Source organism: Pseudomonas sp. AP3_22 TE3818, assembly GCF_053628995.1.
On sequence record NZ_JBRJHL010000001.1, the window covers coordinates 4,356,335 to 4,383,285 of the forward strand.

At 56.8% G+C, this 26,951-nt stretch carries 35 protein-coding genes and 1 pseudogene; 12 read left to right on the top strand and 24 right to left on the bottom strand.

Annotation, left to right across the window (positions count from 1 at the left end; genetic code table 11):
- Nucleotides 1–3: 3 nt before the first annotated feature.
- The 5 genes from pheS to thrS form a co-directional block, all read right to left on the bottom strand.
- Nucleotides 4–1,020 carry a phenylalanine--tRNA ligase subunit alpha gene (gene pheS / locus AB7M25_RS19665; protein ID WP_007975711.1) on the bottom strand — a complete coding sequence of 339 codons (1,017 nt, stop codon included), beginning with the start codon at nucleotides 1,018–1,020 and terminating at the stop codon, nucleotides 4–6.
- A gap of 109 nt (nucleotides 1,021–1,129) precedes the next feature.
- A complete protein-coding gene (rplT, locus tag AB7M25_RS19670; RefSeq protein WP_007905879.1) occupies nucleotides 1,130–1,486 on the bottom strand; it encodes a 50S ribosomal protein L20 in 357 nt (118 codons plus the stop codon).
- Nucleotides 1,487–1,514: 28 nt separating this feature from the next.
- Complete coding sequence (gene rpmI / locus AB7M25_RS19675) at nucleotides 1,515–1,709, bottom strand: 50S ribosomal protein L35 (protein WP_002553160.1); 195 nt, start codon at nucleotides 1,707–1,709, stop codon at nucleotides 1,515–1,517.
- Nucleotides 1,710–1,769: 60 nt separating this feature from the next.
- Nucleotides 1,770–2,321, bottom strand: a complete 552-nt coding sequence (gene infC, locus AB7M25_RS19680) for a translation initiation factor IF-3 (protein WP_172435703.1) — start codon at nucleotides 2,319–2,321, stop codon at nucleotides 1,770–1,772.
- Nucleotides 2,321–4,243 carry a threonine--tRNA ligase gene (gene thrS / locus AB7M25_RS19685; protein ID WP_104449606.1) on the bottom strand — a complete coding sequence of 641 codons (1,923 nt, stop codon included), beginning with the start codon at nucleotides 4,241–4,243 and terminating at the stop codon, nucleotides 2,321–2,323. The genes infC and thrS overlap by 1 nt, the downstream gene beginning before the upstream one ends.
- 383 nt (nucleotides 4,244–4,626) lie before the next feature.
- Here thrS and AB7M25_RS19690 point away from each other — a divergent pair, with 383 nt between their 5' ends.
- Together AB7M25_RS19690 and AB7M25_RS19695 are read left to right on the top strand one after the other, a co-directional pair.
- Entirely contained in the window at nucleotides 4,627–4,926 is a 300-nt protein-coding gene (locus AB7M25_RS19690) for a hypothetical protein (protein ID WP_007975709.1), read from the top strand.
- Nucleotides 4,927–5,218: 292 nt separating this feature from the next.
- Nucleotides 5,219–5,431, top strand: coding sequence for a cold-shock protein (locus tag AB7M25_RS19695; RefSeq protein WP_003179963.1), 213 nt, complete (start codon nucleotides 5,219–5,221; stop codon nucleotides 5,429–5,431).
- 70 nt (nucleotides 5,432–5,501) lie between these two features.
- On the opposite strand, the gene AB7M25_RS19700 is transcribed toward AB7M25_RS19695, so the two are convergent.
- Together AB7M25_RS19700 and AB7M25_RS19705 are read right to left on the bottom strand one after the other, a co-directional pair.
- A complete protein-coding gene (locus tag AB7M25_RS19700; RefSeq protein ID WP_104449607.1) occupies nucleotides 5,502–5,822 on the bottom strand; it encodes an I78 family peptidase inhibitor in 321 nt (106 codons plus the stop codon).
- A 169-nt stretch (nucleotides 5,823–5,991) separates the two neighbouring features.
- Nucleotides 5,992–6,297, bottom strand: coding sequence for a hypothetical protein (locus AB7M25_RS19705; RefSeq protein ID WP_007975706.1), 306 nt, complete (start codon nucleotides 6,295–6,297; stop codon nucleotides 5,992–5,994).
- Nucleotides 6,298–6,431: 134 nt separating this feature from the next.
- Between AB7M25_RS19705 and AB7M25_RS19710 the strand changes: the two genes are divergently transcribed.
- Nucleotides 6,432–6,644, top strand: coding sequence for a hypothetical protein (locus AB7M25_RS19710; protein ID WP_429381724.1), 213 nt, complete (start codon nucleotides 6,432–6,434; stop codon nucleotides 6,642–6,644).
- Nucleotides 6,645–6,673: 29 nt separating this feature from the next.
- On the opposite strand, the gene AB7M25_RS19715 is transcribed toward AB7M25_RS19710, so the two are convergent.
- From AB7M25_RS19715 to AB7M25_RS19750, 8 genes are all read right to left on the bottom strand, one after another.
- Nucleotides 6,674–7,651, bottom strand: a complete 978-nt coding sequence (locus tag AB7M25_RS19715) for a nucleoside hydrolase (RefSeq protein ID WP_454237870.1) — start codon at nucleotides 7,649–7,651, stop codon at nucleotides 6,674–6,676.
- Between the two features lie 94 nt (nucleotides 7,652–7,745).
- On the bottom strand, nucleotides 7,746–8,150 hold the full coding sequence (gene rbsD, locus AB7M25_RS19720) for a D-ribose pyranase (RefSeq protein ID WP_454237871.1): 405 nt from the start codon (nucleotides 8,148–8,150) through the stop codon (nucleotides 7,746–7,748).
- Nucleotides 8,147–9,064, bottom strand: coding sequence for a ribokinase (gene rbsK / locus AB7M25_RS19725; protein WP_454237872.1), 918 nt, complete (start codon nucleotides 9,062–9,064; stop codon nucleotides 8,147–8,149). Before rbsK ends, rbsD begins: the two co-directional genes overlap by 4 nt.
- 84 nt (nucleotides 9,065–9,148) lie before the next feature.
- Nucleotides 9,149–10,168: a LacI family DNA-binding transcriptional regulator gene (locus AB7M25_RS19730; protein WP_104449611.1), complete on the bottom strand. Its 1,020-nt coding sequence runs from the start codon at nucleotides 10,166–10,168 to the stop codon at nucleotides 9,149–9,151.
- Nucleotides 10,169–10,171: 3 nt separating this feature from the next.
- Nucleotides 10,172–11,149: an ABC transporter permease gene (locus tag AB7M25_RS19735; protein WP_223547757.1), complete on the bottom strand. Its 978-nt coding sequence runs from the start codon at nucleotides 11,147–11,149 to the stop codon at nucleotides 10,172–10,174.
- Nucleotides 11,146–12,699 carry a sugar ABC transporter ATP-binding protein gene (locus AB7M25_RS19740; protein WP_454237873.1) on the bottom strand — a complete coding sequence of 518 codons (1,554 nt, stop codon included), beginning with the start codon at nucleotides 12,697–12,699 and terminating at the stop codon, nucleotides 11,146–11,148. The genes AB7M25_RS19735 and AB7M25_RS19740 overlap by 4 nt, the downstream gene beginning before the upstream one ends.
- Before the next feature lie 55 nt (nucleotides 12,700–12,754).
- Nucleotides 12,755–13,711 (bottom strand): substrate-binding domain-containing protein, encoded by a 957-nt coding sequence (locus AB7M25_RS19745; protein ID WP_454237874.1) that lies wholly within the window; start codon nucleotides 13,709–13,711, stop codon nucleotides 12,755–12,757.
- A gap of 192 nt (nucleotides 13,712–13,903) precedes the next feature.
- Nucleotides 13,904–14,365, bottom strand: coding sequence for a hypothetical protein (locus AB7M25_RS19750; RefSeq protein ID WP_429381710.1), 462 nt, complete (start codon nucleotides 14,363–14,365; stop codon nucleotides 13,904–13,906).
- Between the two features lie 365 nt (nucleotides 14,366–14,730).
- Between AB7M25_RS19750 and AB7M25_RS19755 the strand changes: the two genes are divergently transcribed.
- The 3 genes from AB7M25_RS19755 (at nucleotide 14,731) to AB7M25_RS19765 (ending at nucleotide 16,963) form a co-directional block, all read left to right on the top strand.
- On the top strand, nucleotides 14,731–15,819 hold the full coding sequence (locus tag AB7M25_RS19755; RefSeq protein ID WP_007975695.1) for an asparaginase: 1,089 nt from the start codon (nucleotides 14,731–14,733) through the stop codon (nucleotides 15,817–15,819).
- Nucleotides 15,820–15,999: 180 nt separating this feature from the next.
- On the top strand, nucleotides 16,000–16,269 hold the full coding sequence (locus AB7M25_RS19760; protein WP_033047987.1) for a DUF1654 domain-containing protein: 270 nt from the start codon (nucleotides 16,000–16,002) through the stop codon (nucleotides 16,267–16,269).
- A gap of 4 nt (nucleotides 16,270–16,273) precedes the next feature.
- Entirely contained in the window at nucleotides 16,274–16,963 is a 690-nt protein-coding gene (locus AB7M25_RS19765) for an endonuclease (protein WP_454237875.1), read from the top strand.
- A gap of 85 nt (nucleotides 16,964–17,048) precedes the next feature.
- Here AB7M25_RS19765 and AB7M25_RS19770 read toward each other — a convergent pair whose 3' ends face one another.
- Nucleotides 17,049–17,414 (bottom strand): penicillin-binding protein activator LpoB, encoded by a 366-nt coding sequence (locus tag AB7M25_RS19770; RefSeq protein ID WP_104449618.1) that lies wholly within the window; start codon nucleotides 17,412–17,414, stop codon nucleotides 17,049–17,051.
- A 250-nt stretch (nucleotides 17,415–17,664) separates the two neighbouring features.
- Here AB7M25_RS19770 and csrA point away from each other — a divergent pair, with 250 nt between their 5' ends.
- On the top strand, nucleotides 17,665–17,856 hold the full coding sequence (gene csrA / locus AB7M25_RS19775) for a carbon storage regulator CsrA (protein WP_007975691.1): 192 nt from the start codon (nucleotides 17,665–17,667) through the stop codon (nucleotides 17,854–17,856).
- 170 nt (nucleotides 17,857–18,026) lie between these two features.
- Here csrA and AB7M25_RS19780 read toward each other — a convergent pair whose 3' ends face one another.
- Nucleotides 18,027–18,482, bottom strand: coding sequence for a DUF2214 family protein (locus tag AB7M25_RS19780; RefSeq protein WP_429381702.1), 456 nt, complete (start codon nucleotides 18,480–18,482; stop codon nucleotides 18,027–18,029).
- 203 nt (nucleotides 18,483–18,685) lie between these two features.
- On the opposite strand from AB7M25_RS19780, the gene AB7M25_RS19785 reads away from it, so the two are divergent.
- Entirely contained in the window at nucleotides 18,686–19,438 is a 753-nt protein-coding gene (locus AB7M25_RS19785; protein ID WP_429381700.1) for a carbonic anhydrase, read from the top strand.
- A gap of 91 nt (nucleotides 19,439–19,529) precedes the next feature.
- Here AB7M25_RS19785 and AB7M25_RS19790 read toward each other — a convergent pair whose 3' ends face one another.
- Nucleotides 19,530–19,724: a hypothetical protein gene (locus tag AB7M25_RS19790; protein ID WP_104449621.1), complete on the bottom strand. Its 195-nt coding sequence runs from the start codon at nucleotides 19,722–19,724 to the stop codon at nucleotides 19,530–19,532.
- A 250-nt stretch (nucleotides 19,725–19,974) separates the two neighbouring features.
- Between AB7M25_RS19790 and AB7M25_RS19795 the strand changes: the two genes are divergently transcribed.
- Nucleotides 19,975–20,181 carry a hypothetical protein gene (locus AB7M25_RS19795; RefSeq protein ID WP_429517952.1) on the top strand — a complete coding sequence of 69 codons (207 nt, stop codon included), beginning with the start codon at nucleotides 19,975–19,977 and terminating at the stop codon, nucleotides 20,179–20,181.
- A gap of 49 nt (nucleotides 20,182–20,230) precedes the next feature.
- On the opposite strand, the pseudogene AB7M25_RS19800 reads toward AB7M25_RS19795, so the two are convergent.
- Nucleotides 20,231–20,495, bottom strand: a pseudogene (locus tag AB7M25_RS19800) (glycoside hydrolase family 19 protein); the annotation flags it as partial.
- Between the two features lie 108 nt (nucleotides 20,496–20,603).
- On the opposite strand from AB7M25_RS19800, the gene AB7M25_RS19805 reads away from it, so the two are divergent.
- The 3 genes from AB7M25_RS19805 (at nucleotide 20,604) to AB7M25_RS19815 (ending at nucleotide 24,166) form a co-directional block, all read left to right on the top strand.
- A complete protein-coding gene (locus tag AB7M25_RS19805) occupies nucleotides 20,604–22,631 on the top strand; it encodes an acyltransferase family protein (protein ID WP_429381698.1) in 2,028 nt (675 codons plus the stop codon).
- Nucleotides 22,632–23,206: 575 nt separating this feature from the next.
- Nucleotides 23,207–23,416, top strand: a complete 210-nt coding sequence (locus tag AB7M25_RS19810) for a hypothetical protein (RefSeq protein ID WP_454237876.1) — start codon at nucleotides 23,207–23,209, stop codon at nucleotides 23,414–23,416.
- A gap of 216 nt (nucleotides 23,417–23,632) precedes the next feature.
- Entirely contained in the window at nucleotides 23,633–24,166 is a 534-nt protein-coding gene (locus tag AB7M25_RS19815; protein WP_454237877.1) for a hypothetical protein, read from the top strand.
- A 70-nt stretch (nucleotides 24,167–24,236) separates the two neighbouring features.
- Here AB7M25_RS19815 and AB7M25_RS19820 read toward each other — a convergent pair whose 3' ends face one another.
- The 5 genes from AB7M25_RS19820 to AB7M25_RS19840 are packed head-to-tail and all read right to left on the bottom strand — an operon-like array spanning nucleotide 24,237 to nucleotide 26,561.
- Nucleotides 24,237–24,752 carry a lysis protein gene (locus AB7M25_RS19820; RefSeq protein WP_454237878.1) on the bottom strand — a complete coding sequence of 172 codons (516 nt, stop codon included), beginning with the start codon at nucleotides 24,750–24,752 and terminating at the stop codon, nucleotides 24,237–24,239.
- A complete protein-coding gene (locus AB7M25_RS19825; RefSeq protein ID WP_454237879.1) occupies nucleotides 24,749–25,174 on the bottom strand; it encodes a cell wall hydrolase in 426 nt (141 codons plus the stop codon). Before AB7M25_RS19825 ends, AB7M25_RS19820 begins: the two co-directional genes overlap by 4 nt.
- A 60-nt stretch (nucleotides 25,175–25,234) precedes the next feature.
- On the bottom strand, nucleotides 25,235–25,495 hold the full coding sequence (locus tag AB7M25_RS19830; protein WP_454237880.1) for a hypothetical protein: 261 nt from the start codon (nucleotides 25,493–25,495) through the stop codon (nucleotides 25,235–25,237).
- Nucleotides 25,492–25,782, bottom strand: a complete 291-nt coding sequence (locus AB7M25_RS19835; RefSeq protein WP_454237881.1) for a hypothetical protein — start codon at nucleotides 25,780–25,782, stop codon at nucleotides 25,492–25,494. The genes AB7M25_RS19830 and AB7M25_RS19835 overlap by 4 nt, the downstream gene beginning before the upstream one ends.
- A complete protein-coding gene (locus AB7M25_RS19840; protein WP_454237882.1) occupies nucleotides 25,782–26,561 on the bottom strand; it encodes a phage tail protein in 780 nt (259 codons plus the stop codon). The genes AB7M25_RS19835 and AB7M25_RS19840 overlap by 1 nt, the downstream gene beginning before the upstream one ends.
- Nucleotides 26,562–26,951: the final 390 nt, after the last annotated feature.

Sequence of the window (26,951 nt, forward strand, 5' to 3'; positions counted from 1 at the left end):
CGACTAGCGAAATTGCGCGAGGAACCGCAAGTCGTTGTCGAAGAACAGACGCAAGTCGTTCACGCCGTAACGCAGCATGGCCAGACGCTCAACGCCCATGCCGAAGGCAAAGCCCGAGAACTCTTCCGGGTCGATACCGGACATGCGCAGCACGTTCGGGTGAACCATGCCGCAGCCCATCACTTCCAGCCAGCCGGTCTGCTTGCAGACGCGGCAGCCTTTACCGCTGCACATCACGCATTCCATGTCGACTTCAGCGGATGGCTCGGTGAACGGGAAGTACGAAGGACGGAAACGCACGGCCAGTTCTTTTTCGAAGAACACCCGCAGGAACTCTTCGATGGTGCCTTTGAGGTCGGCGAAATTGATGTCGCGATCGATCAGCAGGCCTTCGACCTGGTGGAACATCGGCGAGTGGGTGATATCGGAGTCGCTGCGGTAGACGCGGCCTGGGCAGACGATGCGGATCGGCGGCTGCTTGGACTCCATGGTGCGGACCTGTACCGGCGAGGTATGGGTGCGCAACAGCATGTTCGCATTGAAATAGAAGGTGTCATGCATCGACCGGGCCGGGTGATGGCCTGGGATGTTGAGCGCTTCGAAGTTGTGATAATCGTCTTCGACCTCGGGGCCTTCGGCGATGCCGTAGCCGATACGGGTGAAGAACTGTTCGACGCGTTCCAGAGTGCGGGTAACCGGATGCAGACCACCGGAGGTCTGACCACGGCCAGGCAGGGTCACGTCAATGGACTCGGCAGAGAGTTTGGCAGCCAGATCGGCTTCTTCAAACAATGCCTTGCGCGCATTAAGGACCTCTGTGACACGCTCCTTGGCAACGTTGATCAGCGCACCGACCTGCGGACGCTCTTCTGCCGGCAAATTCCCCAGTGTCTTCATCACCTGAGTCAATTCACCCTTCTTGCCAAGGTAGTGAACCCGGATTTGCTCCAGGGCATTGATATCTTCAGCGCTTTGCACAGCCTCTAGTGCTTGAGAGACGAGCGCATCCAGGTTTTCCATGTACAGACTCCAGATACAAAATAGGGGAAGAGCTTGAAGGCTCTTCCCCTATTTATGACGTTTAACACCTGGCCCCACAGATGCGAAGCCGGGTGACTGTCGGGGGTACTTAAGCCAAGGTGGCTTTAGCTTTCTCGACAATCGCAGCAAACGCCGCTTTTTCGTTCACTGCCAGATCAGCCAGAACCTTACGGTCGATCTCGATGGACGCTTTTTTCAGGCCGGCGATGAAACGGCTGTAGGACAGACCGTTGATACGAGCACCAGCGTTGATACGAGCGATCCACAGAGCGCGGAACTGACGTTTTTTCTGACGACGGTCACGGTAGGCGTATTGGCCTGCCTTGATTACCGCTTGCTTGGCAACACGGAATACGCGGGAGCGTGCGCCGTAGTAGCCTTTAGCAAGTTTCAGAATTTTTTTGTGACGCTTACGGGCAATGACGCCACGCTTTACACGAGCCATGAGTTACTTCCTCTATTCTTGACTAAAATTAACGAAGGCGCAGCATGCGCTCGACTTTTGCCACGTCAGACGGATGCAGCAAGCTGCTACCGCGCAGTTGACGCTTACGCTTGGTCGACATTTTGGTCAGGATGTGGCTCTTGAAAGCGTGCTTGTGCTTGATACCGTTAGCAGTTTTCAGAAACCGCTTAGCAGCACCACTTTTGGTCTTCATTTTTGGCATGTTCGGATACTCCGCATTCAGTTGATAAACATAATCAGAAGGCCTGCCGTGCCCTGTTGATTACTTCTTCTTTTTCGGGGCGATGACCATGATCAGCTGGCGTCCTTCCATCTTAGGATGCTGTTCGACCGAACCGTACTCGAGCAAGTCACCTTCAACTCGCTTGAGGAGTTCCATCCCCAGCTCCTGGTGGGCCATCTCACGGCCGCGGAATCGCAAGGATACCTTGGCCCTGTCCCCGTCACTCAGGAAACGTACCAGGTTGCGCAGTTTTACCTGGTAATCCCCTTCCTCCGTCCCTGGACGAAACTTGATTTCTTTAACTTGAATCTGCTTCTGGTTTTTCTTGGCCGCAGCAATCTGCTTCTTCTTTTCGAAGATCGATTTGCCGTAGTCCATCAGTTTGCAAACAGGTGGTACTGCATCGGCGGAAATCTCCACCAGATCCAGCTTGGCCTCTTCAGCCTTAAGAAGCGCGTCTTCGATTGACACAATCCCGAGCTGTTCACCTTCAGCCCCAATTAACCGAACCTCGCGTGCCGAGATATTCTCGTTGATCGGGGCTTTCGGTGCAGTTCGTTTATCTTGTCTCATTTCACGCTTAATAATAATTACTCCGAATCTTGGCGACCACGCCGGGAAACCGCTTGGGCGAGGAACTCAGCGAACTGGGCGACGGGCATCGAGCCCAGGTCAGCACCTTCACGAGTACGCACAGCGACAGTCTGCATCTCGACCTCCCGATCTCCGATAACCAAGAGATAGGGAACCTTGAGCAAAGTATGCTCGCGGATTTTAAAGCCGATCTTTTCATTTCTCAAGTCAGACTTGGCACGAAACCCGCTTTCGTTGAGAGTTTTTTCCACTTCGGCGGCAAAATCAGCCTGTTTATCAGTGATATTCATCACCACTGCCTGGGTCGGAGCCAGCCACGCAGGGAACGCCCCCTCGTAGTGCTCGATCAGGATTCCGACGAACCGTTCGAAGGACCCCAGGATCGCCCGGTGCAACATCACCGGGTGCTTGCGGCTGTTGTCTTCGGAGACGTATTCGGCTCCCAGACGCACAGGCAGGTTAAAATCGAGCTGCAGGGTACCACATTGCCAGACGCGACCGAGGCAATCTTTCAGCGAGAACTCGATCTTCGGACCGTAGAACGCACCTTCGCCCGGCTGCAGATCGTACGGCAGGCCCGCGCTGTCAAGGGCTGCGGCCAGTGCCGCTTCGGCGCGATCCCAAAGCTCGTCGGAACCGACGCGTTTTTCCGGACGAGTGGACAGTTTCATCTCGACATCTTTAAAGCCGAAATCGGCGTAGACGTCCATGGTCAACTTGATGAACGCGGCGGACTCGGCCTGCATCTGCTCTTCGGTGCAGAAGATGTGGGCGTCGTCCTGGGTGAATGCGCGCACACGCATGATGCCGTGCAAGGCACCCGATGGCTCGTTACGGTGGCATGCACCGAACTCGGCCAGGCGCATCGGCAGCTCGCGGTAGCTCTTCAGGCCCTGGTTGAACACCTGCACGTGGCACGGGCAGTTCATTGGCTTGATCGCGTAGTCGCGGTTTTCCGACTGGGTGGTGAACATGTTGTCGGCGTAGTTGGCCCAGTGCCCGGATTTCTCCCACAGGCTGCGGTCAACCACTTGCGGCGTCTTGATTTCAAGATAGCCGTTGTCGCGCTGAACCTTGCGCATGTATTGCTCGAGCACCTGGTACAAAGTCCAGCCGTTCGGGTGCCAGAACACCATGCCCGGCGACTCTTCCTGGGTGTGGAACAGGCCCAGGCGCTTGCCGATCTTGCGGTGATCGCGTTTTTCGGCTTCTTCGATGCGCTGGATGTAAGCCGCCAGTTGCTTCTTGTCCGCCCATGCGGTGCCGTAGACGCGCTGCAATTGCTCGTTCTTGGCATCGCCACGCCAGTAGGCGCCGGACAGCTTGGTCAGCTTGAAGGATTTCAGGAAGCGCGTGTTCGGCACGTGCGGACCGCGGCACATGTCGACGTATTCTTCGTGGTAGTACAGGCCCATGGCCTGTTCATTCGGCATGTCTTCGACCAGGCGCAACTTGTAGTCTTCGCCACGGGCCTTGAACACTTCGATCACTTCGGCGCGCGGAGTGACCTTCTTGATCACGTCGTAATCTTTCTCGATCAGCTGCTGCATGCGCTGTTCGATGGCCGCCAGGTCGTCCGGAGTGAAAGGACGCTCGAAGGCGATGTCGTAATAGAAGCCTTCGTCGATGACCGGACCGATGACCATTCTGGCGGTCGGGTACAACTGCTTGACCGCGTGGCCAACCAGGTGGGCGCAAGAGTGGCGAATGATCTCCAGCCCCTCTTCATCCTTTGGCGTGATGATTTGCAGCGACGCGTCGCTGTCGATGATGTCGCTGGCGTCGACCAGCTTGCCATTGACCTTGCCGGCAACAGTGGCCTTGGCCAGGCCTGCACCGATGGATGCGGCGACCTCGGCTACGGAAACCGGGTGATCGAATGAACGTTGACTGCCGTCGGGAAGAGTAATAGTTGGCATGGCGCCTCCTCTCCTAGTGGTGACCCCTACCAAAGGTCACGTGGGTTGGGATGAGCCAGTACAAGATCCGGTCCAGGCCATTCAATGACGAACGCCTGCCTTACAGCGGCAGGAGCCTTGCGGCCAACCGGAAAACCGAACCAGAGTGACTGGGATTCAAATCAGGGTTAATCGTGCATCTGCCGCCACCGGGACTGAAGGTCCGTCGGAGCCTGCAAACGCCCGAGCGGGGCATGCTAGCACAGATGAACGGTTATCGGCCTGCACGCAATCAGACGGTGAAAATTTCCTCCCTTTTATGGCGCAGAGTGAACTTGAGATATACGAGATGCCTCAAACTGACTGAGAATCGCCACAGATATCGACCCCAAGGAGTTCCTGTCATGCGCCTTATCCGTCTTTTTGCCTTTGCCGCCCCGCTTGCCCTGTTGCTGCCACTGAGCGCACACGCGGCCTGGCCAAATGGTGTGAAAGCCCAGTACATGAGCGATTGCACAAAAGCTGCCAGCCAAACTGTCAACCCGGCCGAAGCGAAGAAGCACTGTTCATGCGGCGCCGACGTTCTGGAGAAGAAATTCACCACCCAGGAGATCGCGCAGTTGATGGACAAAAACAATCCAGCTGGCCCTGAATTGAGCCAGCGCGCACTGAAAGAAATCTCGGTGTGCAGAGTCCAGAAATAGCGCTGCGCAGGACGTTTTTTGAGTGATCCGGGGCCCTAAAACAACCAAATATCGGCTGATTCACATAATTTACGCAGCTTTTACGGGTTTTTTTAATCCCCTGTTTTGCAGCGCAAACCCCCTGAAACCGGGGCTCACAGCCATTCATTGCGGTGAAAGACGTGCAATATGAAAGCAAACAGCGCGTCTGGGGGGGTCCCAAACCGAACATTTCGACTATGATACTCGGGTGTGCCCAGTTGGCCTGAGCAGCACAGTACTACTGAAAATATATGTTTCTTGGAGATACACCATGTCTAATCGCCAAACCGGCACCGTTAAATGGTTCAACGATGAAAAAGGCTTCGGCTTCATCACTCCTCAAGGTGGCGGTGACGACCTGTTCGTACACTTCAAAGCTATCGAAAGCGACGGTTTCAAAAGCCTGAAAGAAGGCCAGACTGTTTCCTTCGTGGCTGAGAAAGGCCAAAAGGGTATGCAAGCTGCTCAAGTTCGCCCAGAGTAATTTCCAGGCGCACTAAAAAAACCCCGTCCATGTGACGGGGTTTTTTATGGGTGAAACAAAAGCCTGGGGATCAGCCGCAGTTGACCCGGGTGACCACCCTGCCGGCATCGGTATTCAGGTTCAGGCGATCGGAACGGTACTCCAGCGTCACCATATCGGTCGGCAGCAGGAACCGCGCGCTTTGTGCCCCTGCGCGGGTACGCGCCTGCTCAAGCAACTGCGGCGATGCCTGTTTGCCGATGGTGAACTCCGCAGCCTTCGCTTCACAGCGGCTGTGACCCGTGTCAGTCGTCGCCACATCCGCGTTTGCCGACTCCGTAGAGGCTGTGCTGCAACCGGCCAACGTGGCAACGGCCAGCAAAGTACCCAATGACGCGAGCTTCCAAGGCATGAAGCCTCCTTATTCAATGATTAAGCTGAGATCGTGCGACAACCAGACCGGGGTTTGGTTTCACAGGCAGGCAGTGCCAGCACCCTGCCCGCAATCCGGACGAGCCGCGATTCTGCCTGAGCACCGCACTCCCCTTAATCACTGAATCGTGACTGAATATGAACGACGCTCAATAGACGTCGATGTAGTCGTAAGGAGGATTGGGCCAGTTCTCCTTCAAGGCATTGAAGATTTGCATGACCCAGACTTCATCGCTGGCCGCGACTCGCCCGACATAACCGGAGCCCTTGGCCCAGGTTTCGAGCCGGAACAACAACCCGTCGATATCGGTACCGCCCACGACACCCGAGGAGATGTACGCAATACCTCCCTTGGTGACCCGCAACTGGGTGTGCTCATCGTCACTGGCGCCGGCCAGCAACTGACGCACGGCCTCAAGGGTCAGGCCATCTGGAGAGTTCAAATCGATTTGCACGGCGCATTCCTTGAATATTCGTCAAGGACCAAGTGTCGCATAGCCCTTCTTTCGTGCCTAAGTCGACGTGTCAAAAGCCCCGCAAAATGGTTAACTCGGCACTCAGACTTTCCCCCGACTTCACGAGTGCCATCATGACCACCGTAAGCATCGACGCTGACATCAAGGCCAAGTGGCAAGACGGCCACAGCTCCTACAGTCCAAGCAGCACGGAAGAGCTTGCCATTATCGGTATCGACCTGCTGGTCAGGGACCTGGGAACCGAAGCCGCCCAATCGTTCATCGAACAGATTTTCGAGAAGCATCTGTCGGACCAGAAGTCCGAAACTATCAGCGGGCGGGAGTGACCCCCGCAGGCACCTGCGGGCCATGACACTTACTTCAGACGGGCCAGACGCTCGGTCAGCAGATCGAAGAAGCCCTGGGCATCGCCGCTTTCAACCCAGAACGCATTCTTTGGCGCTTTCAGGCCGTCATACCAGTCAACGATGGTTTGCCCGAACGTCGGTCCCTCGCGGCTGTCGACCACCACGTTGACCGAGCGGCCGCTGAACAATTGCGGCTTGAGCAGGTAGGCGACCACCGTGGCGTCATGCACCGGGCCACCCGAAATGCCGTAGTGCTCCATGTCGCCTTTGATGTATTCATTGAGAATGTCGCCCACCAAACGGCTCGCATTGTTGTTCAGCGCCGCAATCTGTTGCAGACGCGCGTCGCTGGTCAGGATCTTGTGGGTCACATCCAGCGGCAGGTAGGTCAGTTTCACGCCACTCTTGAGCACCACTTCGGCGGCTTGCGGATCGGCGAACAGGTTGAATTCAGCCACCGGCGTGATGTTGCCGCCGTTGAAGTGCGCACCGCCCATGACCACCACTTCCTTGATGCCCTGGACGATACCCGGTTCCTGGATCAGCGCCAGGGCCAGGTTGGTCTGCGGACCAAGCATGGCGATGGTAATGCTGTGGGGCTCGGCGGATTTCAGGGTGTCGATCAGATAAGCGATGGCACTGCCCTTGGCCAGGCCTTGTTTGGGTTCATGCACAGCAATGCCGGACAACCCTTCCGTGCCATGAATGTCCTCGGCATAGATGGGTGTGCGCATCAGGGGCTTCGGCGCGCCCGCATAGACCGGCACCTCTTCGCGCCCTGCCCACTCGCGGGCCAGTCGCGCATTGCGCGAGGTCTTGTCCAGGCGGACGTTGCCCGCAACGGTGGTCAGCGCCCGAACATTCAGCTCGTCCGGCGACGCCAGGGCGAACAACAAGGCAACGACATCGTCAGCGCCAGGGTCGGTGTCGATGATCAAGTCGATTTTTTGTGCCGCCTGGGCGTTTGTTGCGGTAATCAGGGACAAAAGCAGCAGACTCCGGAGCAGTGGGTGCAGTTTCTGAGCATAGCGATACGTGGCGCGCTCCTTGCGCCGGGGAAATCAAAGCACGGACAGCCAGTTAAAACGTTACGCCAGCGACCAGCACAATATTGCAGTACGGTTGGCACTCGCCTGTACGAACAATCGCCCTCGCCTGCCGGCTCAGGACCTTGAATTGTTCATGGCTGAGCACCTCACGCCGCCCCAGTGCGCCTTCGCCGCTCAGTTCATCCAGCACGATCAGGGCCGACGGTTTCTTATCGAAAATCTCCTGAGCCAGCACATGGCTTTCGACCTGCATCTCACTGAGCACCACCTTCAGGGTGCTGACAAAATCCGGAATGCCCTGGGTCAAGGCCAGGTCGATCAATTCGACGCCCGGTGGAACCGGCAGACCGGCGTCACCGATGACGACCATGTCGCCATGCCCCAATGAGGCGATCAGCCGTGACAAAGCGATGTTGAGCAAGGGAGTCTTTTTCATGGAGTTTTAAACGCCTGTACATCGCTCAAGGCGGGAATCGACGGTTGCGCGCCGGCACGGGTGACCGACAGCGCCGCAGCCACCTGACCGAAGCGGATCGCCTGCACTTCATCCTGCCCCGCAGCCAACGCCGCAGCGAAACCACCGACGAACGTATCGCCCGCCGCCGTGGTATCGACAGCCTTTACGACCGGCGCGGGGAAATGCTCGAAGCGCTGGCCATCGGCAAACAGCGAACCTTGCGCGCCGAGGGTGATGATCACCTTGCCGGCGCCCAGGGCAATCAGCCGGGTCGCCGCGGCCTGGGCGGTCTCTAGGGAGTCCACAGACACTCCGCTCAAGGCCGACGCTTCGCTCTCGTTGGGAATCAGGTAATCGATAGACCCGTACCAGTGCGATGGCAACGGACGGCTGGCCGGCGCCGGGTTGAGGATGACCGTCTTGCCCAGCTCGCGACCGCGCTTGAGCGCATGGCCAACGGAGGCATCGGGCACTTCCAGCTGACAGATGAGCACGTCCGCCGCTTGTATCACCGAATCAAAACGGTCAATGGCTTCAGCGGTCAATGCACCGTTGGCACCGGGAACGATCACGATGGCGTTCTGACTGCTGTCGTCGACCACGATCAACGCCACGCCGCTGGAACCGTCAATGGTGCTCACCGCCTGGCAATCGATCTGCTCGGCCAACAGCGCCCCGCGCAGCGCCTCACCATAGGCGTCATTGCCCACGCAGCCGATCATCGACACCTGGGCTCCGAGCCGCGCCGCAGCCACGGCCTGATTGGCGCCCTTGCCGCCGGAGACGGTGGCAAACGACTGACCAATCAGCGTTTCACCGCCCTTGGGCAAGCGCGGCGCCCGGGTCACCAGGTCCATGTTCAAACTGCCTATTACCACTACTTTTGCTGGCATACATTGCTACTCATCGATTCTGTTTCGGCGGCGCTGTTGGGTCAGCGGCTTTCTGTTTTCAACGGCTCTCTGTTTCAACGACTCTCAACGGAACTGGGCAAACACGCCGGCCAATGGCGCCGTCGATTCACGGATGACAATACTCGGCGTCACGATCCGCTGATCGGTCGCCAGGCCCGGCGTGGCGATTCGCCGTAAAAGCACTTCGGCAGCCATTTCACCCAGTTGCAGGATCGATTGCCCGACCGTGGTCAACGACGGGTAGACATACCGACTCATCTGGATATCGTCGAAGCCGATCACCGACAACTCGCTCGGTACGCGAATATTGCGCTCGGCGGCGGCTCGCAGCACACCGATGCCGATCATGTCGTTGGCGGCAAAAATGGCGGTAGGCGGATGGCTTTCCAGCAAAATCGCGGCAGCGCTGTAACCGCCGGTGCTGGTGAAATCGCTTGCCAGCATGCGCTCGGGAGAGACTTCGACGCCCGCCTCTTTCAAGGCCCTGCGATAACCCGCCAGACGCATCTGCGCCACACTGGTGTTTTCCGGTCCGCTGATCGTGGCGATATCCCGGTGGCCCAACTCCAACAGGTGCCGGGTCGCCAGGTACGCGCCGTATTCATGGTCGATGCGCACCAGGTCGGCATCGACACCGTCCAGTCCGCGGTCGACGATCACCATGGGCGTGCGCACGCCTTTCAGACCCTGTACCAGGCCACTGTCGCCGCCGGCCGAGGCGACGATCAGCCCGTCGATGCGTTTTTCCAGCAACACACGCAGGTAGCTGCGCTGCTTGTCCGGATTGTCGTCGGAGTTGCACAGGATCACGCAGTAACCGTTTCGCTCGCAGTAATCCTCGATCCCCCTGGCCAGCTCGGCGAAGTACGGGTTGAGACTGTTGGGAACCAACAGGCCGATGGTCGCCGTGGTCTTGGCCTTGAGTGAACGGGCCACGGCGCTGGGGACGTAGTCGAGGGTCTGGATCGCGGCCTCGACCTTGATCCGGACTTCCTCACTGACCGGGCGGGTCTTGTTCACCACATGGGAAACCGTGGTGTAGGAAATGCCGGCAAGGGCTGCCACATCTTTGATAGTCGCCATGACTCAGGTCCGCCGGCTTGCGCGTTGACTGCGATAAGTGTCCAGCACCACCGCCACCACGATCACCGCGCCGGTAATGATGCGTTTGGTCGGCTCGGTTGCCCCGATCTGCGCCAGCCCCGCGGCCAGCACGGAAATGATCAGGACGCCAAAAAACGTGCTGATCACCGAGCCGCGCCCGCCCATCAGGCTGGTCCCGCCGATCACCACGGCGGCGATCACCTGCAACTCAAGACCGGAGCCGGCATTCGGGTCGGCGGCTTCCAGGCGAGAAATCTGGAACAGCGCGGCAATGCCGGCCAGCAACCCCATCAGGCTGAAAACCAGGATTTTGTAGGGCTTCGGATTGATCCCCGCCAGCCGCACGGCCTCTTCGTTGGTGCCGATACCGATCAGGTAGCGACCGAACACTGTGCGGGTCAACACGGCCTGGGCGATGAATATGATCAGCAACGCAATGATGAACGAGGGTGAAATGCCGAAGGCGATCGGATTGGACAACCAGGCAAACGCATCGCCGATGTAGGCCGTACGCGACCCGGTCATCTGGTACGCCACTCCACGCGCCATTTCCAGCACGCCCAGGGACACGATGAACGACGGTATCCGCCACGCCACCGTGATCGAGCCGGTGATGGTGCCTGCGAGCGCCGCGACGGCCATGCCGAGCAACGCTGCGGGCAGAACGCTCCAGCCCCAGCCCAGTATCGCCACGCTCACGGTCGAGGCCGCCAGTGCCAGAACCGAACCCACCGACAGGTCGATACCCCCGATGATCAACACAAAGGTCATGCCGACCGCCAGCACCATCAGATCCGGAATCTGGTTGGCCAGGGTGCTGAACGTATCGTAGGACAGGAAGTGACTGCTCAGCACCGAGAACAGCACGATCATCGCCAACAAGGCACCCGCCAGTCCCAGATAGGTGCCCAGGCCATAGAAGTTGCCACTGCGTGTGCCGGCGAAAGAAGCGGTTTTCATGGAAGATCCCTAGGCGCGGCATCGAAGCGCTGCGCATCACGTTTTTGGTAGCCGGCAAAAGCAGCGGCGAGCAACTCATCCTGGGTCCAGCGGTCGCGCTCGAACGTATCGATCAGGCTTCCTGCCGACAGCACAGCGATCCGGTCGCAGATCAGCATCAGTTCGCGCAAGTCGCTGGAAACCACCACCAGCGCCTTGCCCTTGCGGGTCAATTCACCGAGCAGGTTGTAGATATCGAACTTGGCACCGACGTCGATGCCACGGGTCGGCTCGTCGAACAGCAGTACCGAGCAATCGCGCTCCAGCCAGCGACCGATGACCACTTTCTGCTGGTTACCGCCGGACAGCTCGGACACCAACTGTGCCGGACCGGAGCTGCGAATACGCATGGCATCGATCTGCCGCTGGGCCAGGGCGCCCTCCTCATCGCTGTCGACAAAGCCGGCGCTGGAGATGCCGGGCATGTTGCCCAAGGCGATATTGGCGCCGATCGACTGCGTCAACAAAAGGCCTTCGCCCTTGCGATCTTCAGTGATCAGCGCGATGCCATGCCCGACCGCATCCACGGGCGAACGCACAGTGATGACCTGCGCCGGCGAGCCCAGGGCAATCGTGCCGCTGTCGGCGATATCGGCACCGAAGATCAGGCGCAACAACTCGGTGCGCCCCGCGCCGATCAAGCCGGAAATGCCGAAAATCTCTCCGGCACGCACTTCGAACGACACGTCGCGAACCTTGTCGGCACGGGTCAAACCCTTGACCGTCAACACCGGAGCGCCGATCTTGCGCGCCCCCATATCGATGTGTTCGCCGAGCTCGCGACCGACCATCAGGGTGACCAGTTGCTCGCTGTTGTAGTTGGCCATCGGCGCGACACAGACCAGATTGCCGTCGCGCAGCACGGCAATGCGCTGCGCGACCCGCGCCAGCTCTTCGAGGCGATGAGAGATATAGATGATCGATACGCCGCGAGCCTGCAGGCGGGTGATCTGCTCGAACAGCATTTCGACTTCACGTGCCGTGAGCATCGCGGTGGGCTCATCGAGAATCAGCACATGGCAATCGCCGATCAGGTTGCGGGCGATCTCTACCATTTGCTGATGACCGATGCCCAGTTCGCCGACCAGGGTATCCGGGTCAATGGCGTCGAGCCCGACCTGAGCCATGGCCTCGAGGGCAGCCTTGCGCAATTGCTTGCGACTGATCCAGCCACCGCTGTTGGGCAGATTGTGAAGAAACAGGTTTTCCGCCACCGACAGGGTCGGCAGCAGATTGAGTTCCTGCATGACCATGCGGATGCCGAGGTCTTCTGCCTGACTCCGACTGCCCGGACGATAGACCTGCCCCTGAAACTGCATCTGGCCGGTGGTCGGCGCGACCAGCCCGCCAATGATTTTCGACAGCGTGCTTTTGCCTGCGCCGTTCTCGCCGGTCAGCGCCAGCACTTCACCGCGCATGAGCGTCAGGTCGATGCCGGCCAGGACCGGTTGGGCGTAGGTCTTGCCGATACCGCTGACCGAGAGGACAGCGTTCGTAGCGCAAGCGGACATAAAAAATCTCCACGCGCCCATCCGGCTGGACGAGCGCCGTTGCGTCGCCAGAAAGTTACTTGGTGACCAGTTCTACCGGCGTTTCAATCACGCCATTGGCGCCACCGTCCACCTTCTCGCCCTTGAGAATCTTCAATGCCGTCTCGATGCCGAACACCGCCTGCCTCGCTGCAAACTGGTCGGCAGTGGCGAGCACCCGACCATCCTTGAGCATCGGCTGGATGGCGTTGATATTGTCGTAGCCGACCACTTGCACCTTGCCGGCCTTGCCCGCGGCGCGCACCGCAGACACTGCGCCGACCGCCATGCTGTCGTTGCCGGCCAACAGGGCCTTGGTTTGCGGGTATTCGCTGAGAATCGAGGCGGCTACCTTGTTACCTTTGTCGATCTCCCAGTCACCGGATTGCAACGACACGACCTTGATCTGCGCCGCCTCCATCGCATCCTTGAAACCTGCCGTGCGCTGCTGGGCATTGGTGGTGGTGGACACACCTTCGATGATGCCGACTTCGTCACCGGCCTTCAGCTGTTTGGCCAGGTAATCGCCGACCAGGCGTGCGCCCTTGCGGTTGTCCGGGCCTACGAACGGAACATTGATGTTTTTGCTTTTGACGACGGCGGGGTCCAACTGGTTGTCGATGTTGATCACGGTGATACCGGCATCGATGGCTTTCTTGATCACTGGAACCATGGCCTTGGAATCTGCCGGCGCAATCACCAGTGCATTGACCTTGGCCAGGATCATCTGCTCGACGATGCGCGTCTGGCCGGCGGTGTCGGTTTCATCCTTGATGCCGTTGGAGATCAGGTCGAATTCGCCGGAGTGATCTTTCTGATAGGCCTTGGCGCCGTCTTCCATGGTCAGGAAAAACTCATTGGCCAGGGACTTCATGACCAGTGCGACTTTCGGTTTTTCTGTGGTTTCAGCGAAGGCAGAGGAGACAGGCAGTGCAGCGGATGCGGCAGCCAGCACAGCGACAGCGAGAAGACGTCCAGCAAATGGCAGCTTCATGGGTTCACTCCGATCTTATGATTATTGTGAGCAACGCTTGCGCCGGCGTAAGCTTCACGACCCACTGTGATGGAAAGCCATTACAGGGGCCGCGCAAACGTTTGCGTGACCCAGACTATGCGAATCCTGCCGGTATTTGTCAACGACCTGAAAAGTGCTTTCAGAGCGGATTGGCGAAAAACGGCATTCCGTTCATGCCGTGGTGTTGACCACCGATCCCGTGCCGGAACCCTTGGTCAACTCTTTGATCAGACTCGCACTCACCTGCAGGATGGCGCCGGTGGTTTCGGCAACCTGCGCCTGAATGGCCGCTACCGCGGTGGTCTTGGCTTCCGGGGTCGGGTAGGACGCCGACTGGGCCCGGGCCAATTGTTGCTGTTGCTCACGCAATTGCTGCTGCAACTCCTTCAGCCGCTTGAGCAGGACCTTCACCGCAACACGGGTGTTATCGCTGGTTCCCGATTCGGCCTGTGCGCCGGCACTTTGTCCCAGGCCTGCCGGACCGGTTTTAACCCGGGTGCCGTCGCCTTCCTTTACACCCGGCGCTTTGGCACCCGCATCCTCTGTTGCATCGCCCAAGACGGGCATGGTCGCCGCAGGCTTCCCCCCGATGGTGATGCCTGCGGCATTCGGGAAGCCAATGGATAACGACATGTGAACTCCTGCAGAAACAGATCCTTTGAAGGAGCATCGACCGACGCGCGTTTTTCTTTAACCGCTAACGACGATTTGACGCCCTTAAATTTTAAACAGAAATCTTGAACAAGACCGCCCTCCGTTTCGGAGAGCCGAACACAAAAGTTAAACATGTTCGGCAATCCGGACGCCCGCCCCCGGAACCGCCTCCGGACACAAACTGCAATACCGTTACAAATCATTAAGTTACGCGTTTTTTTCGATTCAGGGTGTTACTGGTACAGATCCTGCTCTTCTCCATGCACCTGCGGCGTTCAGATTCGCCCGGGGCGTATCTAGATGAACCTGCATCTGCACCGTCTCACAACTAGAAGAGAAAAATAATGACATCTGCACTCAAGACCTTTGTTCCGGGCGCCTTGGCCCTGCTGCTGCTTTTGCCGACCGCCCTTCAGGCCAAAGAAGCCGAAACCCAACAGAAACTGGCAAACGTGGTGATCCTGGCCACCGGCGGCACCATTGCCGGCGCCGGCGCCAGCGCCGCCAACAGCGCGACCTACCAAGCGGCGAAAGTCGGCATTGAACAATTGATCGCCGGTGTTCCAGAACTGAGCCAGGTGGCTAACGTTCGTGGCGAACAGGTCATGCAAATCGCTTCCGAAAGCATCACCAACGAAAACCTGCTGCAACTGGGCCGCCGCGTAGCCGAACTGGCCGACAGCAAAGACGTCGATGGCATCGTGATCACCCACGGCACCGACACCCTGGAAGAAACCGCGTACTTCCTGAACCTGGTGGAAAAAACCGACAAGCCGATCATTGTCGTGGGTTCCATGCGCCCGGGCACCGCGATGTCCGCCGATGGCATGCTCAACCTGTACAACGCGGTGGCCGTGGCCAGCAGCAAGGATGCGCGAGGCAAAGGCGTGCTGGTGACCATGAACGATGAAATCCAGTCGGGTCGCGACGTCAGCAAAATGATCAACATCAAGACCGAAGCGTTCAAAAGCCCCTGGGGTCCGCTGGGCATGGTGGTAGAAGGCAAATCCTACTGGTTCCGTTTGCCAGCCAAGCGCCACACCATGGATTCCGAATTCGACATCAAGACCATCAAGAGCCTGCCTGACGTCGAGATCGCCTATTCCTACGGCAATGTCAGCGACACCGCCTACAAGGCCCTCGCCCAATCAGGCGCCAAAGCCATCATCCACGCCGGCACCGGCAATGGCTCGGTATCGTCGCGGGTCGTCCCTGCCCTGCAAGCCCTGCGCAAGGATGGCGTGCAGATCATTCGCTCCTCCCATGTCAACGCCGGCGGCTTCGTATTGCGCAACGCCGAACAGCCTGACGACAAATACGACTGGGTCGTGGCCCACGACCTGAACCCGCAAAAGGCCCGGATCCTGGCGATGGTCGCGCTGACCAAGACCAATGACAGCAAAGAGCTGCAGCGGATGTTCTGGGAATACTGATTCGCCCTCGCCCGACCAATCCGGTCGGGCACCCTGTGCGCCATTCTCCAGCCCTGGCGATTGGCGCCGCTCGATCTGACAAAAAAACTCCCTGCGCCTTACACCAAATAGAACAAACCGCTGTCAGAGGATTTTCTTGATTTTTAAGCAGTTGCGAAATTGCCTACAGTTAAATACTGTATGCACGTACAGCTTAATAAGGATAATCCCGTGGACACTACCTCTGCCTCTCCTGACACCTATGTACGCATGGGCCTGCGCGTTCAGAAAATCATCAACTCCCCCACCGCACAAAAGGCCAGGGCAGCACTGATCTTCCGCCTGCCTGACGAGCCGGTGGATGAATGGGAACGCTTGCTGGAAGAAATCGACGAGAACGACAACGTCACCCTCGCCTATCGCGACGATGGCGGCGTGCAGATTTTCTGGGTTGTGCCGAAGGAAGATTGAGTCGATGAGTGGCCGCTGGTTTGTTTTGTTGTTTGTGTTTTTTGCCATGACGGCGCAAGCCGACGCGCCGCGCACCTTCACCGAAGCGAAAAAGGTCGCGTGGAAGCTCTACGCCCCCCAATCCACCGAGTTTTACTGTGGCTGCAAGTACACCGGCAACCGGGTGAACCTTGCCGGCTGCGGTTATGTGCCGCGCAAAAATGCCAAGCGCGCATCCCGCATCGAGTGGGAGCATATCGTTCCGGCCTGGCAGATCGGCCATCAACGCCAGTGCTGGCAAGAAGGCGGTCGCAAGAACTGCACCCGCTACGATCCGGTTTACCAGAAGGCTGAAGCTGATTTGCACAACCTGGTGCCCAGCATTGGCGAGGTCAATGGCGATCGCAGCAACTTCAGTTTCGGTTGGCTGCCCGAACAGTCGGGACAGTATGGTTCGTGCCTGACCCAGATCGACTTCAAGGCCAAGAAAGTCATGCCCCGCCCTTCCATCCGCGGCATGATCGCCCGGACCTACTTCTACATGAGCAAGCAGTACGGCTTGCGCCTGTCGAAACAGGACCGGCAACTGTACGAAGCCTGGGACAAAACCTATCCCGTACAGGCCTGGGAGCGTCAACGCAACCAGAGCGTGGGATGCGTCATGGGACGCGGCAACGAGTTCGTCGGCCCGGTGGACATGAAGGCCTGCGGCTGAATCCAGGCGACACCTGAAACCAAAAAGGCCTCGAGGCTAAACCCCGAGGCCTTTTTTGTTTGCCCAACATCTTCGCTGCCGAATGTTATTGAGCGGCCGGACGCTCAAGCACCAGCAATTCGATGTTTTGCTTCTTCGAGCGAGTGAGCGCCGCACGGACTTCATCCTGCTTGGCTTCGGCCTCGGCTTTCGAATTGAACGGCCCCATCAGGATTCGCGTATTGCCATTTTCCTTGACGATGCTGGACATGAAACTGTGCTCGATCAGCCAGCCACTCAAATCACTGACCGCCTGAGGGGTTTCACCTCGCACTTCAAGATCCCATTGCGGGCCGGACACTGCCGCGGGTACGGCAGCCATCGCCGGTTTTGGCTTCGGCGCCTCCACACTGCCGCCCTCTCCACATCCCGCCAGTGCCAACATCGCGAGTACCAAGACCATTTTGCGCACGGCGTTTCCCTCTAAATGCTTAAAGCGGGGATTTTAACATCCATGAATACTTCACGAGTGCCGTAAAATGGGCTCAAAACAACGAGAATCATGGTGACGGCCTCTGTATAGTTACGCCTTGGGAATTAATGCCACATCTGCGCGTCAGAAAGAGGCACCCAAACTGTGAGACTTCGCACTAATCTATACATACCACCGACCTCTGCACTGTCCGAATCAGGTGCCCCACAAAGCAATCAAGGAGAAGACCATGCTGATACTCACCCGCAAAGTCGGTGAAAGCATTAATATCGGTGATGACATTACGATCACCATCCTGGGCGTAAGCGGCCAGCAAGTCAGGATCGGCATCAACGCCCCGAAGGACGTTGCAGTGCACCGTGAAGAAATTTATCAGCGCATTCAGGCCGGCCTGACCGCCCCGGAAAAGCCGCAGTCCTGAATTCTGTTGCAGTCAGTAGCCAGCCCGTTCAGTGCGCAACCACGGCTGGCTAAAGATTCAGCATCGCATCGCCACGCAAGCTTCCAGGGGTCGATACTAGCGACAAGCTCAAGGCCCTGGCTGTCGGACGTTTCTTGTTTATCCTGGGGAAGGACGCATTCGCACCGTAGCTAACCGAACATCACCCCGCGCGCCATGCCAGTCGCCGCCACCACCATCAACAGCACCAGCAGCGCCTCGACATGACTGATCCGTGCAAACAGCTTCGCACGGCCGGTATCGAAGGCGACTTTACGGCTCAGCGCTATCCGCCATTTGATCAACGTCACCATGGGCGCAATCTCCAGCAGCAAGATCAGCACGAACAGCGTCATCTTCAGATGAAACAGCGGCTGATGCAGATAATAGTCCGTGCCTTTCTCGTACCCGCCAAAGGCTCGCATCCCCCCGCTGACCAGTAACACGACAGCTGAAATACCCCAGATATTGTCCGCCATCAGGACACTGCGAGCTTCTGCAGTCCCATCGGCCAGACGCCGAAAAGCCGTGCCTCGAGTCAGCACTGCCCAGAATCCCAAGGCAACCGCCAAAAGATGAACCGCCGCCAGTAACCAATGAGTCAGCATCGAGAAACTCCTGCCAGGTCGAAGTTGTATGAGCCTGTCAGTAGTAGCCCATGAAATGGCTGCGTGCACGGCATCCCTGGACAATGCGCGGAACACAATATGACGGACCAACTAGACTCCACTGCGCTGGCATTGAGCTACCGTGGCAGTCCCAGCCCCAACAGCAACTCACTCTCACCGCATTGAACTGAGTAAACACAATCATGTGTGAATCATGTGATTCAAGCTCTGCTTCAAACACAACAGGCCGTCGTCGTTTTCTTCAATTTGCCGGATTGAGCGCAGGTGCCCTGCTGCTGACCGGCACACTGCCCGGCAGGATCATCCAGGCAGCCGAAAAAGCGTCAGCCCCACCCAAACCACAAAACGTGATCAGTCCCGACATGGCACTGAAAAGACTGATGGAGGGCAATGACCGATATGTAAGCGGTACATCCAAGACTCATGATTTCAAGGCTGAGCGAGAGGCCCTGGTGTCGGGTCAAAATCCGTTCGTGGCCGTGCTGAGCTGCTCTGACTCGCGCATCGCCCCGGAGTATGCGTTTGACACTGCGCGCGGCGATCTTTTCTCCATCCGTGTCGCGGGCAACTTTGTCACCCCGGAAGGCCTGGCCAGTCTTGAATACGGGGTCGCCGTACTGGGCGCCCCGCTGATTCTGGTACTCGGCCATGAGAGCTGCGGCGCCATCGAGGCCGGTATCAAGGCCGTCAAGGACCAGACGGTTTTCCCCGGCCATATCCCGAAACTGACCGACGCACTCAAGTCGGCCATCGAGACCGTGCTCAAGCAACCCGGGAGCCTGATGGAAAACGCCACCGCGCAGAACGTCAAAAATTCGGTCAACAGCCTGAAACAGGCCTCGCCGTTACTGACCGATGCGCAGAGCAAAGGCATGCTGAAGATCGTGGGAGGTGTCTATCGCCTGGCGAGCGGCAAGGTAGAGTTGATCGCCTGAGCCACAACGCGCACATCGCCAGTATCGGCGCATAGCCCCGGATGCAAAGAGCGCCGCATGCAAAGAGCCCAGCGCGATGGCTGGGCTCTGGTTACTTCCTGTTTTCCATCATTTTGTCGGCCAGGGTTCTGGCCCTCTCGATCAACAGGTTCTGCCTGTCTTCGTGCGTAGCCCCGCCCACAACCGGGGCTGTCAGATTGCTTTCGGCAATCAATGCAGCGCAGAAGTATTGATCCCAAACGGCTTTGTCTACGGGTGCCTGTTTGCTGATTTGATCGACGTTCATAGGCGGCTCCTTTGAATGAGGCAGCCCCACTAGTTTACGCCTGAATGGCGAAGAATCCGGATCATCATCCACCGTTGTCCGCCATTCGTCGCCTGCGAAAACACGACGATGAGTTCAACCGCATCCGTGGCTTGAGGATTGCAGAGATCGCGCGTAGCAGCGCGGGAACGACATGATTCTGACGCAGCAGCCATTCAACAATGCTTAAGGACTCCAGCGATACGCTTGGTCAGTCACCGGGAGATGTAACGTGTCAACGCTCAACGAAATCGCAATGAACCACGCGAGAATGGCTAAGGAAAAGGCAGCAGAGTCGACCGAACTGAGCGAGCGACACCTCCAGATTGTAGGGAGCTTCGAGGTCCTGTCCATTGACGTACAACAGAACGTCCCAATGCACCTGATCGCTGGAGCGCAGGAGGCGCATCTGGTTCATGCGACGGGTTTCGCGCTCTGAGCTTTTATGAGGCAAGCGACACACTGATTGATTTACCCAGTAACAGGCTGCGATACCTGGAGCCGTCGCCTGCTACGGTGTTGCCCAGGTCTGCCCTATCCTCGTATTTGATCTGGGCCGAAGTTGGCCCTCAAATTTCCCGCACGTAGTTCAGTTGTCCAGACTCATGGCCGATCTGCGCAACGAACGCGGCAACACGTTTTGCGCCGATGATTGGGTAGCGGTCCATGGCCGCGTTGAGCGCAGGTGCAAAAACGCCCGCTTGGCGGCGGGCGCTCGGGGATCTGCAGCAGCTGCTGCGCGGTGATGCCCATGGCTTTCTCCAGGCGAAAAAACCGCTCAATGGCGGGAAAGGTTTGTGGTGCTGGTATGCTGCTCGGCGCCCAAGTATGGCGTTCAATTAAATCGGATCTACGAAAACAATGACCTCCTTATCTGAATCGCCGCAATCAGCGGTCGATAAGCACCTGAGTCACCCTAAATATCGGCCAGATATTGATGGGCTGCGCGCGATCGCAGTCCTGTCTGTCGTCGCGTTCCATGCCTTTCCATCCCTGATTCCGGGTGGGTTCGTTGGTGTCGATGTCTTTTTCGTTATTTCCGGCTTCCTGATTTCCAGCATCATTTTCGGAAGCCTCGAGAAAAACAGTTTTAGTTTCGTGGAATTCTACAGCCGTCGGGTAAGTCGGATTTTCCCCGCGCTCTTGCTCATGCTTGCCGCCACTTGGGCATTCGGCTGGTTCGTTCTCCTTGCTGATGAATATATGCAACTTGGAAAACACATTGCCGGAGGCTCTGCTTTCATATCAAATTTCGTGCTACGTGCAGAATCCGGTTACTTCGAAAATAGCGCAGATACAAAACCGCTCCTACATCTATGGTCCTTGGGTATTGAAGAGCAATTTTATCTGGCTTGGCCATTGATACTCTGGGCCGCATTTAAAATAAGACTGAACGCTCTGATACTACTCACCTTGATTGGCGGCACATCGTTCGCCTTAAACTTGATGAGCGTGCAGTCAGATCCAGTTGGCACTTTCTACTCACCGCAAACCAGATTTTGGGAGCTCCTAATTGGATCATATCTGGCCTATGTGACCCTGTATAAAAGCCGGACATTTCCGAAATGGAGAGGGGTCGGCGGCCCAGTTATTCGAAACACTCAATCCTTTGTTGGGCTTACATGCCTTGCATTGGCGTTTTCTCTAACCACCAAGAACAACCAGTTTCCCGGCTGGTGGGCACTATTGCCAACTGTGGGCGCATCTCTCATTATCGCGGGAGGTCCATATGCATGGTTCAATAAAACAATACTATCCAATCGAATATTCGTTTGGTTCGGACTTATCAGTTTCCCATTGTATCTTTGGCATTGGCCTCTTCTATCATTCGCTCATATCCTGGAAGGGAGCACAGCTTCACCAACAACATTGATCCTGGCTGTTGCGACCTCCGTACTACTGTCTTGGCTGACATATAAATTTGTCGAGCGACCATTGCGCCTTAGCGGTTACAACAACACAAAAACAACAGCACTGATCGTTCTTATGTTATTTTTCGGGATAACTGGATACGCTACATACGCGAATGGCGGCTTCAAATCTCGTTTAAAAGACAGAGAGGAATTCGCGGAGTATTTTGAAAACTCTTTACCAGAGCGAAAATATTTTGCAAAACTTGAACTATTTAAGAATTATCGTGGCGAGTGCAATTTTCAAAATACAGCCCAGTACGTCAAAGGGAACTCCACAAATGTACCGGTCGCCGAAATAGACAGCAGTTGTTACACAAAGCAATTCCCAGAAGGCAAGACACTATTTATTTGGGGAGACTCTCACGCCCAACAACTTTTCTCAGGGTTAAGAAAAGAAATGCCTGAAAACTGGGATATCCTACAAGTCGCCAGTTCAGGATGCGTGGCGTCTCCCGACGTCAAGGAGCCTTCAACCACAGATTTCTGTACGCAGTCGAACTGGTTTGCTCTCAAGCAAATAAAGCAGGTAATTCCAGACGTAGTAATTGTTGGCCAAAATGAAAACCACGACCCGGCGGCTCTTCGCCGTATTTTCCTGGTATTGAAAGACGCTGGCGTTAAGCGCGTTATTTTTACAGGACCCACACCACACTGGTCAGTTGATCTTCCTAAAACGATCATGAAAACCCTGTGGATTAACACGCCAAGGCGCACTTTTTTAGGGCTAAACAAGTTAGTCATGGATCAAAACACCGAGTTGAAAAAAAGCCTGGCCAACTCGGGAGCAATTTATGCCGATATAATAAGCGCATTCTGCAACAAAGATGGCTGCATGACCTACTTGGGAAATGACATTAAAGCAGGCATCACAAGCTGGGATTATGGACACCTTACGCCAATGGCGTCTGAATACCTGGCAAAAAAATTGCTTGTAGACCTTGTAACGAACGAGCATTCAAATACCGATCAAAACTAGAGCTCTAGCAGCGACTGCTTTTACGAATCTTCCAGCGCACAATAAAATAATTCACGGACTTTCCGGCCAGTTTATAACGGCCGGATTCGCGCTTTAGGGGCATAGCTGTACGAGCAGCAAAACTTCCCACAGGAATACATCCAGGCGCTGATGAGTCATGCAGCACTACCAGAAAGGGCACGTCGAAAAGAAGATCGAGTACCTGGAGGTGGGTGCCGAATTGGCGTTCTGAGGTGGGAGTTTTGCAAATCGCAGAAAGCAAAAAGGGGTCACCGTTTCCGGTGACCCCTTTAGACCGCCCAGCAGAGCGGATTTTGTTTGGTAGGCGCGATTGGACTCGAACCAACGACCCCCACCATGTCAAGGTGACCCCGAAACCAGTGCAAGCTATTGATCAAAAAGGAAAAATAGGTGGTTTTGACGACGTACAAAATCAGCATTTCACCCTATAAAAATCAATAACTTAGCGTTGTATATTCCTACAGTAGTGTCATCCCTCCCCGGCGTTCTGCCGACCTGAACCCCAAGCCAATAGCTCGCCCCTGCTACGCTGGAAACTCCACGGAGGATTCGCGATGCCAAACTCTGATCTGCTCCCTTCCCTGCTGTTCAAGCTCAACGAAAACCAGCTTGCCCTGGAAGCCGCCATCATGGAGCTTTCGAATTGGGTTGAGCTGCGCGGGTCAGCCGACGTTGCCGACAACGTGCGCGGCGCCCTGGAGGCCATCGACAAAAATGAGGAATTCATCAAGATGACGCTCGCGGTGCTCATGACGCCAGAGTGACCATGGACATCCTTGGGCGTTGTGCGGACTTGCTGGCGTTTTTGGTCAGGGGGGTTTAAGGGCTTCAGGGGGGTATTCATCCCCCTAAATCCCCCCAAAAAACGGAGGAATGGTACAAAAAGTGGTACAGAATTTATGGGCAACCTCCACAAACTATTTCGCGAACACCAACTCCGAGTTATCTTCAAGCTCCACATTTTTGGAGCTTTCAAATAAATGGTAATTAATTGGGGTTCAGTAGCTGATTGGGCGTCAGCATTCGGATCAGTATCTGCTGCGATCGTTGCGCTGTATCTGGCACGGTCATCACAAAGAGTGAAGCTGTCCGTAATGTGCGGAATAAGAACTATCGTCGGTGGCGGTATCCCTCCTGAAAATCTTGTTTCGATGATTGTCACAAACGCCGGTGAGAGGCCTTTCAAAATCTCAAGTATCACAGTTCAACATGGGGTATTTAAAAAACAACATGGTTTTATTAAGATAGGTGCAGCAACCCAGCATTGTGAAAGCTTGTTCAGACTTCTGAATGATGGTGACCAAGCCCATTTTGGTTTTCCACTAGAAGATGAACACAATTGGGTTTCCGCAATGGCTAGAGACTGTCGAACAGATCTAGACATTTCTACTATTCGGTTAACAATCCACTGCTCTAATGGGCAGAGTCTAAAATTCAAACCTGAAAAGCCTGTGCTTGAATTCATTCGAGAAAAAATGCGGAAACTTCAGAGAATCGAAGTTAAGGTCGTTTAAGCATATTTTGGCTATCTTGAATCAAGCAATCACGCCCTGCATGCTAATTTTCGCGGCAAAGAATGTAGGGTCATCGCACCAGTTCTCTGACGTAAGCCTGGCAAGCCTGCAACGCAATCAATCCCCGGTCACCTTCATCGGTGATGGCGACAATTCGTTGAGCATGCGCTGGGTCAAGTCGGCCGCGTACGGCTGCATGAACCACGCTGCCGGCGCCGGTACCGGCTGACACTGAACAGGAACTGGCTGAATCCGTGGCGTCGAGGAGGACTGACAGCCGCAGATCAGCAGTGGCAAGGCGATCGCGCAGGCGAGCTTGGTTGGTTTGAGCATCGCTCAATTCCTTGTAATGGGTTTGTTCACTGGCCGACAGTCGCTGCTCGAGCGCCAGACGCCTGTCCTGATCGGCGCGAACCCGGGCAGCCGCCGCGTTGCTGATAGAGGTGAGGTCGTCCTGATGCAGCCCGGCCTGCTCGGCCAATTGCTTGCCGTAGCGCCAGTCCTGAACCTTCCAGGTGCCACCCGCAGTGGCCAGCACCAGCAGCAAGGCACCTGCCAGCGCCAGTTTCAGCGAGGCCGGGTTCATGGCACATCCTTGAAGAAGACGTGCCCGCCAAGCTTGAGGGTCTGCTTTGCCTTCGCCGCCCAGGCCGGTGGCGTCTTCATGGCGATCGCGTAATAGTGCGTGGCACCGCCGGTGGGATCCGACACCTTTCCATCGATCACCCGGTCAGCGGCGATCCGTGCTTGCGCCAGCTCACGGAAAGGAATTGGCTTCGCGCCACTCAGGTAGGCGAAGTTCGGGTCGGTCCGGTTCCAGCAGCTGAACTGGTAGGGCTTCTGGCACACACCGGCATAGCCCTCCCCCCACCAGGACTTGTCCTTGCCGTCGTGCACTCGGTTGCGGATGGTCCAGGCCACGGCGATCTGGCCGGCCAGGGATTCGCCGCGGGCCTCGCCCCACAACGTACGGGCGAAGATGTCGCGGTCTTTCTCGGATACGGTCATCACTTTTCTCCGGGCAAAAAAAATCCCGCTCGATGGCGGGCCTTGGTCTTCGCTAAGCGCTTAGGCGTCGTTGATCTCAGACGCTTCGGCATTCACCGGCAACGGGTAGCGGGCTTTGATGGCAGCCACTGAGGCAAGCCACTCGGTGTAGTCAGGCTCCAGGCCTTGAGAAAGGGCGTCATAGTCAGCCTCCAACCGCAGGGGATCTGACTCGGAAAGGTAGGCGGTCCGGCGCGCATTGAGCGCAGCTTCCAGCTCTGCATTCTTGCGCTCCTCCAGCTGCTGCTCGGCAGTGATCATTTGGCTAAAGTCGATGTTCATTCTGGAAGCCTCACATCACCATCGGGTGGATTAACAATGTCGCTGGGGAAGCGAACCGCGACACTGGAATCCGCGTCGCAGGGAATCCCCAGGGCGATAATGAGGTCACCATTGCGCCGGGTCACATCACCCACCACATGCTGACAGTGAACCGCCGACCAGGGCAGAACCGCCCCCTCCGGCAGCTGCCGAAAGTCGAACGACTCGCCGTTGATGATCAGCACATCGCCGGATTTTTGAACTGAAAGCGGCAGCCGGCCGCCCTGCGGTGAAAGCTTGATGATCATCAGAACCACCTCCCGATTGCTAAATACCGGCCATTGGCGATTGTTTGAGCGGTCGGACCATTGCGGTAAACCGCCTTGGCAGACCAGTTGGCCTTTGAGTTATCTGTGGTGTAGCCATACACATCTAGACTTGCTTGAGGTGTGCCAAAGGCCTGAAAGGTGTACGCAGTGTCGATAAACAGCACCGGGAACACGCCCAGCGGCGAAACAGTTGCAATGGCGCCGGCCGCAACCGAGAAGTCCGCAATCGGCCCAATGCAAATAAGCCGGCCGTCTGCAAATTTCGTGGCCTCACCGTTCGCGTTCACCACCTTTTCAAAAATGGCGCCGGAAGGCACACCGCCGCCTTGCGAGACGGTTCCGAGAATGGCCGCGACAGCAGCGGCGCCAAGGCCTAAGCCGGCACGGGCCAAAGCCGGGGTGTTGCCACCCGTCCCGCCTTTTGAAACGGGCACCACGTTTTCGACAGAGACCGATCCGAGCCCGGCCAATGTGGCGCCCCATTGGTCGACCAATTGCCGCAGGCGGTCGGCGGACTCTTTCACGTAACCCTGAACCGGCACCAGGGCATACGCCCCGCCAGAGGCGGTAGCCCCTTGATACGCGGGAAGAATCGAAAGCACCGTCGTGCTGGCAATGTTCGAGACTTCGTACCAGCGCCCATCCGGGCCTTGAAAGGCATCGCCCACGCGAGCGTTGGCGGCAAAGGCTGTACCGGTGCCGGTCACTGTAGTGCCGCCGCTGGTGACGGCGACTGTTCCTGATCTGTACCAGGGCATAGTTGTTCCTTATCCGAATGGGAATGGCAAGTTGGCAGTAGTGATAATTAGTGCCGTAGGTATTCTGTCAGTAGGCACTTGGTAGTACCCATATGGGCGAGGTGCAGTTGCTGTAACGAGTGTTGTACCGCCAAAAGCACCAAACATGAAGCTGATGCCACCCGTACGCCCGTATACACCTTCAGCAACTGAGTACAAGGGTGCTCCACCTATACTATTACCGTCACACAAGCCACATCCTCGGTTCCAAGGAAGATGCGCCGCATATTCAACACCTGCTGTCAAAGCAATATTGAATACACAATCGGTCTTCTGCGTGTAAGGGTCATCTCCTGAATACCTCGGTACAGATACACCACCGTTGTATGCATTTTGAACACCATATGAACC